This window comes from Bradyrhizobium sp. i1.15.2 (assembly GCF_040548425.1).
In the GTDB taxonomy this organism is placed as follows: Bacteria; Pseudomonadota; Alphaproteobacteria; order Rhizobiales; family Xanthobacteraceae; genus Bradyrhizobium; species Bradyrhizobium canariense.
The window spans coordinates 23,919-38,547 of sequence record NZ_JBEPRQ010000002.1; the positions used below are offsets into that span (position 1 = coordinate 23,919).

General features: G+C 65.2%; 15 protein-coding genes. 3 read left to right on the forward strand and 12 right to left on the reverse strand.

The window, feature by feature from the left end:
- Window positions 1-58 precede the first annotated feature (58 nt).
- A complete protein-coding gene (locus tag ABIB80_RS04950) occupies window positions 59-907 on the forward strand; it encodes a caspase family protein (protein ID WP_007598997.1) in 849 nt (282 codons plus the stop codon).
- 252 nt (window positions 908-1,159) lie between these two features.
- Here the strand turns inward: ABIB80_RS04950 and ABIB80_RS04955 are convergent, their stop codons facing one another.
- The 3 genes from ABIB80_RS04955 to ABIB80_RS04965 form a co-directional block, all read right to left on the reverse strand.
- A complete protein-coding gene (locus tag ABIB80_RS04955) occupies window positions 1,160-2,047 on the reverse strand; it encodes an efflux RND transporter periplasmic adaptor subunit (RefSeq protein ID WP_007598998.1) in 888 nt (295 codons plus the stop codon).
- 323 nt (window positions 2,048-2,370) lie between these two features.
- Entirely contained in the window at window positions 2,371-3,495 is a 1,125-nt protein-coding gene (locus tag ABIB80_RS04960; protein ID WP_007599001.1) for a lactonase family protein, read from the reverse strand.
- Between the two features lie 121 nt (window positions 3,496-3,616).
- Window positions 3,617-3,748: a hypothetical protein gene (locus tag ABIB80_RS04965; protein ID WP_354127119.1), complete on the reverse strand. Its 132-nt coding sequence runs from the start codon at window positions 3,746-3,748 to the stop codon at window positions 3,617-3,619.
- A gap of 138 nt (window positions 3,749-3,886) precedes the next feature.
- On the opposite strand from ABIB80_RS04965, the gene ABIB80_RS04970 reads away from it, so the two are divergent.
- Together ABIB80_RS04970 and ABIB80_RS04975 are read left to right on the forward strand one after the other, a co-directional pair.
- Complete coding sequence (locus ABIB80_RS04970; RefSeq protein WP_157158619.1) at window positions 3,887-4,063, forward strand: hypothetical protein; 177 nt, start codon at window positions 3,887-3,889, stop codon at window positions 4,061-4,063.
- 96 nt (window positions 4,064-4,159) lie between these two features.
- Complete coding sequence (locus ABIB80_RS04975; protein WP_007599008.1) at window positions 4,160-4,282, forward strand: hypothetical protein; 123 nt, start codon at window positions 4,160-4,162, stop codon at window positions 4,280-4,282.
- Between the two features lie 70 nt (window positions 4,283-4,352).
- On the opposite strand, the gene ABIB80_RS04980 is transcribed toward ABIB80_RS04975, so the two are convergent.
- From ABIB80_RS04980 to ABIB80_RS05020, 9 genes are all read right to left on the reverse strand, one after another.
- Window positions 4,353-4,712, reverse strand: a complete 360-nt coding sequence (locus ABIB80_RS04980; RefSeq protein ID WP_007599010.1) for a hypothetical protein — start codon at window positions 4,710-4,712, stop codon at window positions 4,353-4,355.
- Between the two features lie 201 nt (window positions 4,713-4,913).
- Window positions 4,914-5,831: an MBL fold metallo-hydrolase gene (locus ABIB80_RS04985; protein WP_007599011.1), complete on the reverse strand. Its 918-nt coding sequence runs from the start codon at window positions 5,829-5,831 to the stop codon at window positions 4,914-4,916.
- Window positions 5,832-5,960: 129 nt separating this feature from the next.
- Window positions 5,961-6,743: a 3-hydroxybutyrate dehydrogenase gene (locus tag ABIB80_RS04990; protein ID WP_007599012.1), complete on the reverse strand. Its 783-nt coding sequence runs from the start codon at window positions 6,741-6,743 to the stop codon at window positions 5,961-5,963.
- A 34-nt stretch (window positions 6,744-6,777) separates the two neighbouring features.
- A complete protein-coding gene (locus ABIB80_RS04995; RefSeq protein WP_007599013.1) occupies window positions 6,778-7,950 on the reverse strand; it encodes a patatin-like phospholipase family protein in 1,173 nt (390 codons plus the stop codon).
- A 32-nt stretch (window positions 7,951-7,982) separates the two neighbouring features.
- A complete protein-coding gene (locus ABIB80_RS05000; RefSeq protein ID WP_007599014.1) occupies window positions 7,983-8,780 on the reverse strand; it encodes an acetoacetate decarboxylase in 798 nt (265 codons plus the stop codon).
- Window positions 8,781-8,857: 77 nt separating this feature from the next.
- Entirely contained in the window at window positions 8,858-10,063 is a 1,206-nt protein-coding gene (locus tag ABIB80_RS05005; protein WP_007599015.1) for an NAD(P)/FAD-dependent oxidoreductase, read from the reverse strand.
- A 102-nt stretch (window positions 10,064-10,165) separates the two neighbouring features.
- Window positions 10,166-10,456 (reverse strand): hypothetical protein, encoded by a 291-nt coding sequence (locus tag ABIB80_RS05010; RefSeq protein ID WP_007599017.1) that lies wholly within the window; start codon window positions 10,454-10,456, stop codon window positions 10,166-10,168.
- 98 nt (window positions 10,457-10,554) lie between these two features.
- Entirely contained in the window at window positions 10,555-11,514 is a 960-nt protein-coding gene (locus tag ABIB80_RS05015; protein ID WP_007599018.1) for a helix-turn-helix domain-containing protein, read from the reverse strand.
- Between the two features lie 341 nt (window positions 11,515-11,855).
- On the reverse strand, window positions 11,856-14,519 hold the full coding sequence (locus tag ABIB80_RS05020; RefSeq protein WP_354127120.1) for a bifunctional diguanylate cyclase/phosphodiesterase: 2,664 nt from the start codon (window positions 14,517-14,519) through the stop codon (window positions 11,856-11,858).
- Window positions 14,520-14,629: the final 110 nt, after the last annotated feature.

Consider the following 14,629-nt stretch of genomic DNA (forward strand, 5'->3'; position numbering starts at 1 on the left):
TACTCAAACAGTGTGCGCGTGCTTGGCTGGTCTTTGGCAGTGACAGGAATGACGCGAGATGAATGTAACGCAGCTCGACATTTCCCGACGCACGATCGCGCTGGCCGCAGCCCTCATCGGCACGGTCTCGCTCGTGATCGGCGCCCATGCTGCCCTGAACATGCGGGCGCTCGATGCCGCCAAGGCCGTCTCGACCGACCAGGTCACCGGCTCGATCGGCCAGGCCTCGCGTCTCGCCCTCGTCATCGGCAATGGGCACTACCCCGACGCCAATGCGCCGCTGACGCAGTCGATCAACGACGCCCGCGCGCTGTCTTCGTCGCTGCGCAAGAACGGGTTTGACGTCGACATGGTGGAAGACGCGACCAAGGACGACATGGTCCGCGCCGTCAATCGCCTGAAGTCCCGGATCAAGCGCGACACCGTCGTCATGCTGTTCTTCGGCGGCTACGGCGTGCAGGCCGGCCGCGAGAGCTACATGCTGCCGGTCGATGCCGTGATCTGGAAGGAAAACGATGTCCGTCGTCAGGGCGTCTCCATCGAAGGCGTGCTCGACATGATGAAGGAGCAGGGCGCCAAGGCCAAGCTCGTCGTGGTCGACGCCTCCCGCCGCAATCCCTATGAGCGCCGCTTCCGCTCCTACAGCCACGGCCTCGCGCCGATCAGCGCGACGGACAATGCGCTGATCCTCTCCTCGGCTTCGCCCGGCAAGGTCGTCGACGACGGCAAGGGCGAGCACAGCGTGCTTGTCAGCGAGTTCCTCAACAACCTCAATGCCCAGGGCAGCGCCGAGAGCGTCTTCAACAAGACCCGCCTCGCCATCTCCCGCGCCAGCGAAGGCGACCAGGTCCCGTCCGTCTCCTCCTCGCTGCTTGAGGACGTCCATTTCGGCGAAGCCGGCGGCTAGTTTTTCTTAGGTCTTGTAGGGTGGGCAAAGGCGCAACGCGCCGTGCCCACCATCTCTCCAACATTTCGATAGAAGACGCGCTCTATAGAAGACGTGGGCACGCTTCGCTTTGCACACCCTACGATGTGCGTGTTTAACGCACATCTGCCTCTCCATCGTCATTGCGAGCGGAGCGAAGCAATCCAGAATCTTCCCGCGGAAAGATTCTGGATTGCTTCGTCGCTTTGCTTCTCGCAATGACGATTGTGGCGATTACTTCGCCGCTTCCGCAGCCATCACCGTGCGCACCGGATCGCCTTCGCGCAGCAGCGCGCCGGCGCGGGCCACGACGATATCGCCTTCGTTGAGGCCGTCGCGGATCTCGATATTGCCGCCCGACATCAGTCCGACCTCGACGCGCTTGGTCTCGACGCGGTTGCGGCGGATCACCTGCACGACGGTGCCGGCGGAGGAATACTGCACCGATGTCAGCGGCACCGCGACGTTGCAGCTCTGGCCCGACTTGATCAGCGCGCGGCCGCTCGCATTCAGCAACAGCCGCTTCTGCGAGGAAATGCCGATATAGACCATGCCTTGCTGGATGTTCGGCTCGACCGTCGGGCCGATGCGGCGCACCTTGCCGTCGATATCGCCCGCGCCGGCGATGCGCACGGTCGCCACCTGGTTGACCGCGAGCTTGCGCATATCGCTGGTCGCGACGAGGGCGACGAGATCGTACTCGCTGCGCGCCACGATCGTGAACAGCGCCTCGCCCTTGGCGGAGGCGAGGTTGCCGATCTGCGCGGTCGACGTCGCGATCACGCCTGCCACGGGGGCGGTGATCTGAAGTGTGCCGCCCTCGGGCAGCGCCAGCCGCGCCAGCACCTGGCCTGCGGTGATGGTGTCGCCGGCTTCCGCCAGCACCTCCGTCACCTTCAGGCCGGGCCGCTCCGGCCGCACCGAGCTTGCCTCGCGCGCGAGGATGGTGCCGGTGCCCTCGACGATGTCGGAGAAACAGGATTTTGCGACCTTCAGCACCGTGACCGCCGGCCCCTTGGGCGCGTCGTCATCGGCGGCGGCAGCGGGCTGGGCCGACAGCAACAGCAGTCCGGTGAGCGCAACGAGATGTCTGGAAACAGAACGCGCAGGCAATGAACGCATGGGTCATTCCGGTTGGGGCCTTGACGGCCTTATCGTTAGCAGAAGCGATCGCTGCGAGCCAAGGGCACATCAGGGCCGGCCGAATGAGAATGCCGCAGCAGCACGGGCGGCGCGATGCCGCCCGTGATTTAGTCTTCGGGACCGGCGCCAAGGTTCGCTGTCTTCCACTGTCCCTGCGGCCATCCTTCGAGACGCCCGCCTGCGGCGGGCCCTCAGGATGAGGTCATGCTTCGCGGCGGGATGTCAGACCCTCATGGTGAGGAGCCCGCCAAAGCGGGCGTCTCGCACCATGCAGGCCGAACTCATCCCGCAGCGGAGCAATCTCACGGCAGGCTCAAGAACTCCACCCAGTTCGGCTTCTTGCCGGTGGCATAGGACTTCAGCTTGGCGAGCGCGCCGCTGCTCTGGTCGATGGCATAGACCGTCATGCTGTCGGAGAGCTCGCCGACTGCGGCGAGGTAGCGCCCGCTGGGATCGATGTGAAAGCCGCGCGGCTGCTTCTCGGTCGGCACGCTGCCGATGGTGGTCAGCTTGCCGGTGGTTGCATCGACCTTGTAGGCGGTGAGCGTGCTGGTGGTACGCTCGGAGGCGTACAGGAAACGGCCGTCGGGGGTAATGTGGATGTCGGCGGCCCAGGGCTTTCCGGTAAATCCTTCCGGCAGCGCGCTGGTGCGCTGGATCTCGTCCCATGCGCCGCCCTTGGCCTCATAGGCGAACGCCGCGACGTCGCCGTTCAGCTCGTGGAGGAGATAGACGAACTTGCCGTTGGGGTGGAACACGAAATGCCGCGGCCCCGATTTCTCTGGCACCTTGTGAGCCGGCGGATCGCTCGGCGTGAGCGTGCCGGTCGTGGCGTCGAACGCGAAGGCAAGAATCTGGTCGGAGCCGAGATTGGTCGCGAACGCGAAGCGGTTGTCGGGCGAGGGCAGGAAGGCGTGCGCGTTCAGCCCGGTCGGGATCACCTGCTTCGGCTCGCCCGCGACGCCGTTGGCGAGCAGCGGATTTAGCGCGACCTTGTTGCCGCCATAGGAGGCGCTGAACAGGAATTTGCCGCCGCGGTCGATGGCGATATTGGCCATGCTGTCGGCGAGCGGGCCGTTGCCGATATGGCTGAGCTGGCCCGTCTTGGGATCGATCGCAAAGCTCACCGCAACGAACGGCTGCGAGCGGACACCGGCGATCAGCACGCGATGATCGGGCGTGATCGCGAGCGGCGTCGAGGAGCCGGGCTTTTCGACGCCGGTGAAGGCGGCCTTCTGCACGGGCGTCATCTCGCCGCTCTCGGCCATTTTGAACACGCTGATGTCGTTACTGTCGGCATTGCCGACATAGGCGAAGGTCTCGGCCATGCCGGCGCGGACTCCAGAAATGAGAGTGAGGAAAGCAAGCGTGGTGGCGATCGCGGCGCGGGGTACGCCGGATCTGATGCGTCGGGTCGGTCTCAGCATGGGGTCCCTCCTGGATGCCGGTGCGGCATTTGTCGTTTTGCCGGGAGGATAGCGGCAGCCGCCCCGCCGCACCAAATTCCAATTGGGATCGATTGATGCCGAAATGGTATCGGTGGGAGGCTTACCGTATCGCCGCTGTGCGGGAGGGCAGATGGGGCCCGGGCGGGGTGTGGGGCGGCCCGAGCACGGTCCACACGGTGACCGCGAGCAGCGCGCAGGTCAGGATCGTCCAGGCGACAAGTCGTTTCCGCATCAGGCCGAATCCGTCAGTCATATGAATGAGAATGCTCCCGGGGGTGGGCCTGGCGATCGTGCGCTGCAAATCGCGGCGATCCTATGAACTCGTTCACAGGCGAACCGAACCAATGCCGCGCGAGCGCATTGAACCGGCATGCCCCGTGAAAACGATCTCGAAGGTAAGCCCGACATGGGCGGCAAGCATGGCGGTCAGGCGGGCCAGCCCAAGTCGCCGCCGCGCCCGCGTCAGGCCGAGCGCGATGAGGACGTCGTGGCAAAGCGCCACACCGGCCAAACCGATCCCAACTCCGCGCCGACCAAACCAAAATAGCACCTCGCCCGCGCCGCTCGCGGACTGGGAACGGCAGCCTCGCCTTGCCGTTACCCTGATCCCGCGGGCGGAGCAGATCGAAACGGAGGCTGGCACGTGTTTTGGATTTATTGGGACACCGCCTGGTCGCTCATCATCAGTGGCATCATGTTCGCCACCATCGTCGCCCATCCCGACGCCGAGTTCGTCGAGATCCACGCGGCCAAGCAAATCAAGTGAGCCCGCGCCGTCCGGTTCAAGGCGCATCGTTGCATGCTGCGCCGCGCCCGGGACATTAGAATTCAAAATCTCAAATCATGCTGCCGGGCATGAAGCAGCGGATCTTGGCGCGGCCGTTGACGTAATACGGCCAGACCATGGTGCGGCCGGCGCGGTTCGGCTCGGTGATCACGGTGTCGTCGGGCACCTCGATCCAGTCGCCCAGGAGTCTCACGCGATAATGTCCGTTGCTCGTGTCCCAGTCGACATCGTCCAGCGCCGTGCTGTCGGCGTCGGCACAGCAGGGACCTCCGCCCTTGCTGTGCAGGCTCTCGAACCAGCCCTTGAGGGGAGAGTTCGCGTAGCGACCGTCGTCGCGGGCCTGCACGGATGGGCCGATCATGGCAGCAACCGCTACGAGAGTGATCATCCTGAATGCCGCGATCGCCATATCTCCTCGCTCGATCTCGCGCGCGCAAGAGCGCAGACGAGGAGCCGCCTGCGCTGCACGTGACGCAATGCCGGCTGGCGCCCGCTGATCGGGTTCCAGCCGTCTCAGCAGGGCAACCGCGAGGGTCGATGTTTGATCCTATTTTCAAGGGCGCGGACTTATCGAGTCCGCGCCCTGCTTCAGCTCTAACCCGGCAAGCGGTCAGTAGTCCCAGAACACCGGCACCCAACGGAAGGCGTCGCCGTCGGCTGCCACCCGGCCCACGGACGGGAACGGCAGGTGCGTCGCCACCAGCATTTCGCCGGTCTCGGCAAGCTGTCGCAACAGATGAACGCGAACGCGCGCGGCCTCCTCGGGGTCGTGCTCGAAGCCGTTAAACCAGTCGGGTTGCTCGAACCCGACGGCAAACACGGCATCGCCGGCGAATGTCAGCGCGTCATCGCCGGACGCCATGCGAACCACGCTGTGTCCGGGGGTGTGACCGCCGGTGCGACGGGCGATGACGCCGGGCGCAATCTCGTGCTCGTCATCGAACAGCCGCAGCTGAGGGCCGTACTCCTTCAGGAACTGCTTGGCGGTCGATCGAAGCGCGTCCGGAAACCCTTCCGGCATGGCAGTGCGGGAGAAATCAGGCTTTTCCCAAAATTTGACCTCGGCGGCCGCGACATGGATACGCAGGTCCTTGCGCAGCTGCTCCTTCACGCCGTCGACCAGCAGGCCGCCAATGTGGTCCATGTGCAGATGGGTCAACACCAGATCGGTCACCGCCGAAAGATCGATGCCGGCGGCCGCCAGTCGCCTGATCAACTGTCCGGCGCGCGGCAAGTTCAGGTTCGGGTCCGAGCCCAGTCCGGCGTCGATGAGGATGGTCTTGCCGCCGCTGCGGACCATGACGGCGTTCAGCGCCCAGTCGAAAGCGTCCTGCGGCAGGAACATGTCGTGCAGCCAGGTCGCCCGCACCGCCGGGTCAGCGTTGTGCGCGAGCATCTTGGTCGGCAACGGCAGCACGCCGTCGCTGACCACCAGCACGTCGATCTCGCCGATCTTCAGCGCGTAGCGCGACGGAACGAGCTCTTCGGGTCCCGATGACACGGGATATGAGGTGTTGTGCAGATTCATGTTGGTCTCCTGTTTTGAAGGGTTGGGCGCTCGGTTGGTGTTGACTCTGGCTGGTCATGGTTGAGCAGGCCGCGCCGCCAGGGAGAGCGCGGCCGTCATCGCTTGGTGGATTAGAGGCTCGTCACGCGTTCATCGCGCGGTCCAGCCGCCATCGACGGAGATCGTCGTCCCGGTGATCTGGTCGGCCGCGGCCGAGCACAAGAAGGCGACGGTGCCACCGATCTGCTTCGGGGAGGCGAAGTCCAGCGACGGCTGTTTTTCGGCGAGAAGCTCTTCGGCTGCTTGCTTCTGGCTGATGCCTTTCTCCGCCGCGATGTCGCTAATCTGTTTCTCCACGAGCGGCGTGCGCACCCAGCCGGGACAGACCGCGTTGCAAGTGACGCCGCTGCCGGCGGTTTCAAGGCCTACCACCTTGGTAAGGCCGACGAGGCCATGCTTGGCCGCGACATAGGCTGCCTTGTGGGCGGATGCGACGAGACCATGCGTGGAAGCGATGTTGACGATGCGACCCCATCGCTGCTTTTTCATCTGGGGCACGGCCGCAGCGATGCCGTGAAATGCCGCCGACAGATTGATGTCGAGAATGGTCTTCCACTTGGCGGGCGGAAACTCCTCGACTGGTGCGGTGAACTGGATGCCGGCATTATTGACGAGGATGTCGAGCCGTCCGAATTTTTCGATGGTCGCCTCGATCATTCCGCGCACGGCCTCGCCATCCGACATGTCGGTGCCGTCATACGCGACGCGCACGCCGTCCTCGCGTTCGATGCCGGCCCTGATGTTCTCGATCGCTCCCGGTTCGCCAAAGCCGTTCAGGACGATATCGGCGCCGAGGCTGGCCAGCTCTCTTGCGATCCCGAGGCCAATGCCGCTGGTCGATCCGGTGACGATCGCTACTTTGCCTTTCAACATGAAAAACTCCTTTCGATGATGGTTGCCGGCGACGTCAATCGCGGCGGTGAATGTCGTGGGTGACGATGCCGAGTTCGGAAGGCGGCGGCTCGAGGCGCCGTCCGTCGGCAAGCGTGCGGCGGATGTCGTCCCGCCCGCTTTGCCAGTGCGCGCGCATCGCCTTCGGTCCGAACTCGTAGTCCTTGGAGTGACCTTCGTGGAGCTTGGACTGGTAGATCAGGTGGATGATGTTGTGGGAGCGGTGACGGGCGAGCTCGGCGATGGCGTGCATCTCCGGATCGTTTCTTGCGGCCTCCGGCAATCTGTCGATCGTCCGCTGCAGCGCCTGACGCATCTTCTGCATCCGCAGCGCCTGGTCGGTGACGGCGCGGGTGCGACTGGAATACTGAATGTCCTTCTGTCGGCTCGAAACCTCCATCATGTCGTGCGGCACGCGGCCCCGCGCCGACCAGAGATCGATCTGGAACGTCAGCGTGTCTTTCGCATCGCCCGACAGCACGCGGGAGAGAGGCGTGTTGGAGACCACGCCACCATCCCAGTAGTGCTCGGAGTCGATTTCGACGGCGGGAAATCCGGGCGGCAGCGCGCCCGAAGCCATGAAGTGTTTCGGACCGAGCCGCCGCTCGGCTGTGTCGAAATAGGTGAGATTGCCGGTGCGGACGTTGACCGCGCCGACGCTGACGCGCACTTCGCCCGAGTTCAGCCGGTCGAAATCGACCAGCTGTTCCAGCGTCCGCTGCAACGGCGCCGTGTCATAGAAGCTGGTCGACGCGTCGCCCGAGAAGGGCGACCACAAGGGCGAGGGGAAGCGCGGCCTGAAGAAGCCGGGCTGGCCCTGGAACAGCGCGCGCATCGCGGCAAGCGTGTTGTGCAGGGAGTTGAAGTCGAACGCGAAGGGTAGCGCGCCGGCCAGTCCCTCGCCGGCAGGCCATTCCACCGGGGTTGCGCAGATCGTCTCCCAGAACTCGCGCAGCCGCGCCACGCGCTCGTCTTCCGGGGAGCCCGCGATGATGGCGGCGTTGAGCGCGCCGATCGAGATGCCCGCCAGCCAGTTCGGCCGGATCCCCGCCTCGTGCAAGCCTTCGTAGACGCCTGCCTGGTAGGCGCCGAGCGCGCCGCCACCCTGCAGCACCAGCGCAACGACATCGTAGGGCAGCGGATTGACCGGTCGTGCGGAATCGATTTGTTCGCGCGTCACGTTGAACATGGCGACTACTCCTTGCAATGCGACCCGTTCGGTCAGCCGGCCTGTGTTTCGGTCAGGATTTCAGCTTCGGCTCCACGCGATCGCGCCACCGCGGACCGCTCCAGATAGTCGTGCACCACGGTTCCTAATCCGAGCGTCAGGTCGGCAACGATATGCTTGGCCGAGAGCACCTGAAGAACCGGCAGCTCGGCGACCGGCGCGAGCGCGTGGGAGAAGAGATCGAGCGCGGCGGGCCCCGTCCACGCGCCCTTCACCGTCACGTCTTCGAGATGGAAGCGGACCAGCTCGCAAATGCGCGCGGTGCCGTCGACATGCGGAATGATCTTCAGCAGGAAATTTGGCGCGATGAGCTTCCGTGCTTCGGCGGAAAGATCGAGGGCGCGATGCTTGTAGCCCATGGTGCCGGTGGCGATGCGCACCGAACCGTAGTCCAGCGTACCGACCAGGGTATCGGTCTCGACGGCCAGCTTCGGCTGGGCCAGCTTCTTGGGAAAGCCCCACAGCTCGCGGCCACCGGCGATCGGCGGATGGTCGTTGAGGAACATCTGGTGGACGAAGCTGCCGGTCTGGCCGCGGAAGGACACCGGGATGATCTGGCCGCTTTCCGTGTAGTCGCCGAAGCCGGTGGAATCGGGCATGCGAATGAATTCGTAATTCACCACAGGCTCGGTCAGCTCCAGCGGCTCCGGCACGATCCGGCGCAATGCCTCCGGGTCGGTCCGGTACTGGATGATGAAATATTCGCGATTGATGAAGCGATACGGGCCGGGCGGGAAAGCCGGGTTCGTCAGCGGCATCGCGAACGCGAGGTTGCGGATCTGCTGGTTCATGCTGTGGGCTCCTGAATGATCGGTCTGCAGTGGCGGCCGCGCGCCCCGCGGGAGCGCGGCCATCATCACGTGGGCGTCTAGACTTCGGTCACCCGTTCCGGATCGGCCGACGCGAGCGCCAGGGCGCGCTCCGCCTTCGGCGGATAGATCCAGACGGTGTTGATCTCACGCTTGGTCTTCTTGGCGACGTCGCCGACCAGCTCGACCTTGCGCTCCCATCCGCGTGTGAACAGCGCACCGGCTTTGCCAAGGTCGAGGCACGTGACGTAGGCCTTCTGGTGGTAGGGCCTGGTCGGAACGCCGAGCAATTCGGCCGCGGCATTGTTGCCGGCAAAGGCGCCCATCCGCGTGGCGTGCTGGCACGACATCAGTGCGTAATTGCCCTCGTCGTCGCAGGCGGCGCGTGCCGCGTCGCCGGCCGCGAAGACACCCTGAACGCCTGGCACCTGCAAGCAGCGGTCGACCAGCAACCGGCCGAAATTGTCGCGCTCGGCGGGAATCTGCCCGGTCAACGGCGCCGCACGAATGCCCGCCGCCCAGATCACCGTCTCGGTTTCGATGTGCTCACCGCTGGAAAGGGTGACGCCGCTCTCGTCGAGCGCGGCGACGCCGGCGCCGAGCCGTGTCTCTACGCCAACCTTGCGCAAGGCTTCCTCGATGATGGGGCGGGCGCCTGCACCCATGTCGGGTGCGATCGCAGTGTTGCGATCGACGATGACGACGCGCGTCCTGGCATTGGGGCCCAGGATTTCGCGCAGCCGCGCCGGTATTTCGGTGGCCGCCTCGATCCCGGTGAAGCCGCCGCCGGCGACGACGACCGTGTCGCGTCCGTTCACGGCAGGCCGCTTCGCGAGACCATGCAGATGCTTGTCGAGCGCAACGGCATCGTCGAGCGAATCGACGCTGAAACCATGCTCGGCGAGGCCCGGAATGTTCGGACGGAACAGCCGGCTGCCGGTGGTCACGACGAGGCGGTCGTAGGACAGCGTCTTTCGCGCGCCCTTCGCGGGCGTGATCTGCACCGTTCGGGCCTCGGTGTTGATCGTCTCGGCGCTGCCCTGGATGTAGTCGACGTCGATCGCCTCGAGGACGTCGAGCAGCGGGGCCGTCAGGGTTTCCGGCTTCGGCTCGTAGAGCCGCGGACGGACCACCAGCGTCGGCTCCGGTGAGACGAGCGCGATCTGCAGATCTTGCGGCGAAACGCCCCGGATGTCGCGCAGCCGGGCTGCGGAAAGGGCGGCGTACATGCCGGCGAAGCCGGCGCCGATGATGACGAGTCGCATGGATTTTCTCCTTGGTTGCTGTTCGAAAGACCGCGCGCGACCGCGCTGCTGCGTTGAGGGCAGCGTCCGCGTCAGCGCGTGGGTTTGGTTGGGTCGCTGGCCTTAGGGCGCGATGCAGCGTGCCTGCAGCGAATTCGGTGGCCGGCCGTAGCCTAGGACAACGGGCTGAAGCTCACTTCGACTCCAGTCCTGATAGGGAAGGCCGGGGCCATTTCGGATCATGATGGAAACGGGCGGCTGTGCCGGGTGCATGGTGTAAGCTGGAATTTCCACTTCCTCGCCCGTCGCCGACGTGAAGCGAACGGCCAGCGAGAGTCCGTACAAGGTCGCGGTCGCAAGGCTTCGGCGGCGTGAGGCAATCAGCCGTCGGTTGACGAAGTTTTTCCAGGTCATCTTTGGTCTCCCTCGATTGGTCTGGACATGGAGATGATGTAGCTGACCCGATTTGCCGGTGCCCCAGCGCGATTGCCGTCGTTGTCGAGAGATTGCTGCTAACGCATGCGCCTGCGCCAATCGCTCGGCGTCTCGCCCGTCAGCTTCTTGAATGCCGCGGCGAAGGCGGTCTGCGAGGAGTAACCAAGCGCCGCGGCGACCGAGACGATCGATTCGTCGCTCTCCCGCAGCATGTTCATGGCCTGCTCGAGCCGGTGCTGGCGCAGCCAGGCATGCGGCGACAGCCCGGTGCTCTCCTTGAAGGACCGGCAGAAATGGAAGCGCGATAGCCCGGCATCGGACGCCAGCGCATCGAGCGAGACGTCCGCTTCGCTATCGGAGCGCAATCGTTCGATTGCACGGAGCAGGACCTTCGGCGCCAGTCCGCCCATGGTCGGCTGGAACGTGGTTGGCGAGCCTGCATGCGCAGCCAAAAGGCGCGTGGCCAGAAGATCCGTGAGCTGATGCCGGAACAGCGTATCAAGCACGCCATGGCTCTCCAGCGAATCCGCCGCGCTCAGGAGCAGTCGGGACGTGATCGTGTCGGGATGCGCCGTTCGCTCAATCAATTCGGCGGGCCCCGCGGTTCCGGCCTCGCCGGCGATGCGCTGCAGCGTTGCGTCGGGAAGGTAAAGCTGAACGACGTCGACGGGCTTCGGAATGTCCCATCGGGAGCTCGACCCTTCCGGAACGATGTTCACGACCCCCGGACGAAACGTGCCGATCGAGATCGATTTTCCCGAGCGCCGCTCCATGCGCTGCATCACGCCTTTATGCGCCATGACCACGTGGTGGCGCATGGGCTCGACGACGTCGTGCAGCGGATCATGCTTCCAGTGCGCGATACCGGCACCCGAGGAGTCCAGCGCCACGCGAAACGGCTCGGTCCTGAGCACACGCGCCATCTCCGCGTCGGCGGCGCGCCGTTCGGACGTCGAGCGGTCGTCGGGCTGTGCGTCGGGTGCGGGCGGCAAGCCCTTGTGCGAGGGATTGCGCATGAGTGCAATGTTCCCGGTCATGGTGTGGCTCCTCCTGATCAGCTCGGGCTCTCGATCAGTCGTCCGCATTTGTACGGAACGGCGCGTGTTCTATGCGCCGCGATTGCGGTGCGTATTTCCTGAACCCGGCATGCTTTGTCCGATCCTGCTCCAAGCCGGCCCGCGCTTTCGCGAACGCACGGCGGGCGGGCGGGGAGGGGAAGTGCTTGTAAGAAAAGGGGGGCAGGCCGCCACACGGCCGTCACATCGATGCGCGATTGGGCACGCTTGTGGCGCGGGATGGCCGGATTTCGAAGCGGACAAGCCTTGTCCGATTCTGCGACACATCCTCCAAACGGCGGGACCGGATGACCGGGGCGCCGCTACGCCGCGGCCGCCTGTGCCGACAACAGCTGCTTCAGTTTCGCCGCCGGCACGGCAGGGCTGAACAGCCAGCCTTGCATCTGGCTGCATCCGAGCTGGAGCAGCACCGCGCGCTGCGCTTCGGTCTCGACGCCTTCGGCGGTCGTCGCCATGTGGCGGGCGGCGGCCATGTGCACCACCGCCTGCACGATCGGCGAGGAATCCTCGGGTTCGCCGATGTCGCTGATGAAGCTGCGGTCGATCTTGATCTTGTCGAACGGAAAACGATGCAAATAGCTCAGCGACGAATAGCCGGTGCCGAAATCGTCGAGCGCGATGCGCACCCCGAGTTCGCGCAACTGCTGCAGGATCGTCAGCGCCTCCTGGTCATCGCGGATCAGGACGGTCTCGGTGATCTCGAGCTCGAGCCGTCCGGGCGCGAGCCCCGACTCGGCGAGCGCGGCTGCCACCTTCAGCGCCAATGTCCGCGAGCGGAACTGCACCGGCGAGACGTTGACCGCGATGTCGATGTCGCCGGGCCAGCTGGCGGCCTCGAGGCAGGCCTGCCTCAGCACCCATTCGCCGATCTCGCCGATCAATCCGGTCTCTTCCGCAACCGGGATGAAATCGGCGGGCGAGACCATGCCGCGCTCCGGATGATGCCAGCGCAGCAGCGCTTCGCAGCCGGTGACAACGTTGGCCGCGAGATCGACCAGCGGCTGGTAGTGCACCTCGAACTCGCCGCGGGCCAGCGCCTGCCGCAGATCGAACTCGAGCTGGCGGCGCAGCCGCGCCTTGGCGTCGTATTCGGGCGCGAAGACACGGAAGGTACGGCGGCCCTCGGATTTTGCCGCATACATCGCGAGATCGGCGCGCTTGAGCAGATCGTCGGGATTGTCGCCGTGGTCGGGTGCGATCGCGATGCCGATGCTGGCATCGGTCGGGACGTCCTGGCCGTTGCAGTCCACGGGCGCGCGCAGCGCCTTCAGGATCTGCTCGGCCAGGGCCGTCAGCTCGGCGTCGTCGCGGGTGCCGGCCTTGACGATGGCGAATTCGTCACCGCCCAGCCGCGCGACCATGTCGTTGCCGCTGACACAAGCGCGCAGGCGGTTCGCGACCTGGCGCAGCAGCTCGTCGCCGACCTCGTGTCCCAGCGAATCGTTGACACCCTTGAACTCGTCGACGTCGATATAGAGGATCGCGAACGGCTTGCCTTGGGCAAGCTCGGCGACGCGCCGCTCCAGATGGCCGCGCATCAGCACGCGGTTGGGCAGGTCGGTCAGCGCGTCGTAATGCGCCATATGCGCGATGCGCTCGTCGGCGCGGATGCGCTCGGTGACGTCGTCATGGGTCGCGAGCCAGCCGCCGGCGGCGCCGGGCTGGTTCTTGATCTCGATCAGGCGGCCATCGGAGGTCTCGACGATCGTGCTCTGCGTCTGCCCGGCATCGCCCAAAATGCGGTCGCAATAGGAATCGACGTCGCCGTGGAACGAGCCGGTGTCGTGGCGATGCCGGATCACCTGGCGGAAATATGCGCCGGGCTTCACCACATCGGCCGATAGCCCATACATCTCGATGTAGCGCCGGTTGCAGACGATCAGCCGCTCGTCCTGGTCGAACATCAGGAGACCCTGCGTCATCGTGTTCATCGCGGTGTCGAGCTGCTGCTTCTCCACGGCGAGCCGGCGGGTCATCTGGCGGAAGATGAAATAGAGCGTGAGTACGAGCAGGCCGATCGACAGCACGGCGACGGCCACGAAGAATTTCGTTTGCGTGTGCCATGTCGCCAGCGCCGCATCCAGCGACTTGGTCGCGACCACGACCAGCGGCTCGCCGGTCAGGAGGCGTGCGGCGACGATGCGATCCTTGCCGTCGATCGGGCTTGCGAGCTGCATCGTGACGAAGGTTCGCTCGAACACCGCCATCTGCTCGCGCGTGCCGTTGCGGAAATTCTGCCCGATCATCGTCTCCACATGCGGAACGCGCGCGAGCAACTGGCCGTTCTGGTGATGCATCGCGATCGAGGAATCCTCGCCGAGCCCGCTCGAGGCGAAGAAGGATTCGAGTTGCTCCGGCGCGATCGCGCGCGAGACCAACCCGAGGAATTCGCCGTGGGGGCCGGAGACGCGGCGCGCGAATACGATGACCGGTCCGCTGCCCAACCGTCCGGGCACGACCTCGACCTCCTCCTGCGAAGCCGGATCGTTCTTGAGGCGATCGAAATAGCCGCGGTCGGCGACCGAAACATCGGCGACCGGCCAGCGCCGCGACGAGTTGATCAGCACGCCCTTGGCGTCGAACAAATTGGCGCCGGCGACGTCGGACCAGCCGCTGGCTTTGGCGCGCAACACCTCGTGCATGGCGAGCGTGCCCATCTCGCTGCGGAAGACGTCTGCGGATTCGATGCCATGGCTTTCGAGTTCCGCGATGATGCTCTTCTGCAGCACCGCAAAATCCTCGAACTCGCGGTCGAAATGGCGGGCGAGCAACCGGACCGCGCTCTCCACGCTGTCACGGCCGCTTTCAATTGCATTCTGCCGGAAGCGGTCGACGGTGAGCGCGGTGCCCACAGCCATTGCGGCCATCAGCACGAAGCCGCCTGCGATCAGCCATGTCAGCGGCGCTCCGCGCCAACGGCGCAGCAACGCGCGCATGCGCGCGCTCCATCGGATCGATGTGCCCATGCAGCCCTCCCGTGGGATGCAAGATGCGGCAAAACCGACAAGAGCGCGTTACCAGTGAGGGTTAGAAAAGCATGAATCGGAACGGAATCAGAGGGTTGGTTCCCTCGCTT

Excerpts from the sequence above, each read along its gene's own strand:
- ABIB80_RS04970 (WP_157158619.1), top strand. The coding sequence starts at position 3,887 with ATGCCCCGTGAAAACGATCTCGAAGGTAAGCCCGACATGGGCGGCAAG.
- ABIB80_RS04995 (WP_007599013.1), bottom strand. The coding sequence starts at position 7,950 with ATGTTCAACGTGACGCGCGAACAAATCGATTCCGCACGACCGGTCAAT.
- ABIB80_RS04985 (WP_007599011.1), bottom strand. The coding sequence starts at position 5,831 with ATGAATCTGCACAACACCTCATATCCCGTGTCATCGGGACCCGAAGAG.
- ABIB80_RS04960 (WP_007599001.1), bottom strand. The coding sequence starts at position 3,495 with ATGCTGAGACCGACCCGACGCATCAGATCCGGCGTACCCCGCGCCGCG.
- ABIB80_RS04990 (WP_007599012.1), bottom strand. The coding sequence starts at position 6,743 with ATGTTGAAAGGCAAAGTAGCGATCGTCACCGGATCGACCAGCGGCATT.
- ABIB80_RS04950 (WP_007598997.1), top strand. The coding sequence starts at position 59 with ATGAATGTAACGCAGCTCGACATTTCCCGACGCACGATCGCGCTGGCC.
- ABIB80_RS05015 (WP_007599018.1), bottom strand. The coding sequence starts at position 11,514 with ATGACCGGGAACATTGCACTCATGCGCAATCCCTCGCACAAGGGCTTG.
- ABIB80_RS04965 (WP_354127119.1), bottom strand. The coding sequence starts at position 3,748 with ATGCGGAAACGACTTGTCGCCTGGACGATCCTGACCTGCGCGCTGCTC.
- ABIB80_RS05005 (WP_007599015.1), bottom strand. The coding sequence starts at position 10,063 with ATGCGACTCGTCATCATCGGCGCCGGCTTCGCCGGCATGTACGCCGCC.
- ABIB80_RS05020 (WP_354127120.1), bottom strand. The coding sequence starts at position 14,519 with ATGGGCACATCGATCCGATGGAGCGCGCGCATGCGCGCGTTGCTGCGC.
- ABIB80_RS05000 (WP_007599014.1), bottom strand. The coding sequence starts at position 8,780 with ATGAACCAGCAGATCCGCAACCTCGCGTTCGCGATGCCGCTGACGAAC.
- ABIB80_RS05010 (WP_007599017.1), bottom strand. The coding sequence starts at position 10,456 with ATGACCTGGAAAAACTTCGTCAACCGACGGCTGATTGCCTCACGCCGC.
- ABIB80_RS04955 (WP_007598998.1), bottom strand. The coding sequence starts at position 2,047 with ATGCGTTCATTGCCTGCGCGTTCTGTTTCCAGACATCTCGTTGCGCTC.
- ABIB80_RS04980 (WP_007599010.1), bottom strand. The coding sequence starts at position 4,712 with ATGGCGATCGCGGCATTCAGGATGATCACTCTCGTAGCGGTTGCTGCC.